General features: G+C 62.0%; 1 protein-coding gene. It reads right to left on the bottom strand.

All coding sequences use genetic code 11. The features are described from left to right. On the bottom strand, positions 1 to 274 hold a 274-nt coding region (locus AC0L20_RS41005), incomplete at both ends, for a winged helix-turn-helix domain-containing protein (protein ID WP_473295827.1).

The raw sequence follows: 274 nt of genomic DNA, 5'->3' as shown, positions 1-274 counted from the left end.
CCTCGCTGCGAACCGTCTTGATGTAGGCAGGGGCGCGCGCGTCGTCCTGCAACCGGTGGCGCAGCCGACTGACGAGCAAGTCAATCGATCGGTCAAAGAGGTCGGCATCCCGCCCCTGTGTGAGGTTCAGCAGTTGATCGCGATTGAGAACGCGCTGCGGGTGGTCAAGGAACACGCGAAGCAGCCGATACTCACCGCCGCTTAACGTCACGATGGTTCCTTCACCGTCCAGCAGATGCCGCGCCGTGGTATCCAGCCGCCATTTGCCAAATGC

This window comes from Bradyrhizobium sp. Kon58 (genome assembly GCF_055807455.1).
This window is presented reverse-complemented; position numbering and strand designations above follow the sequence as displayed.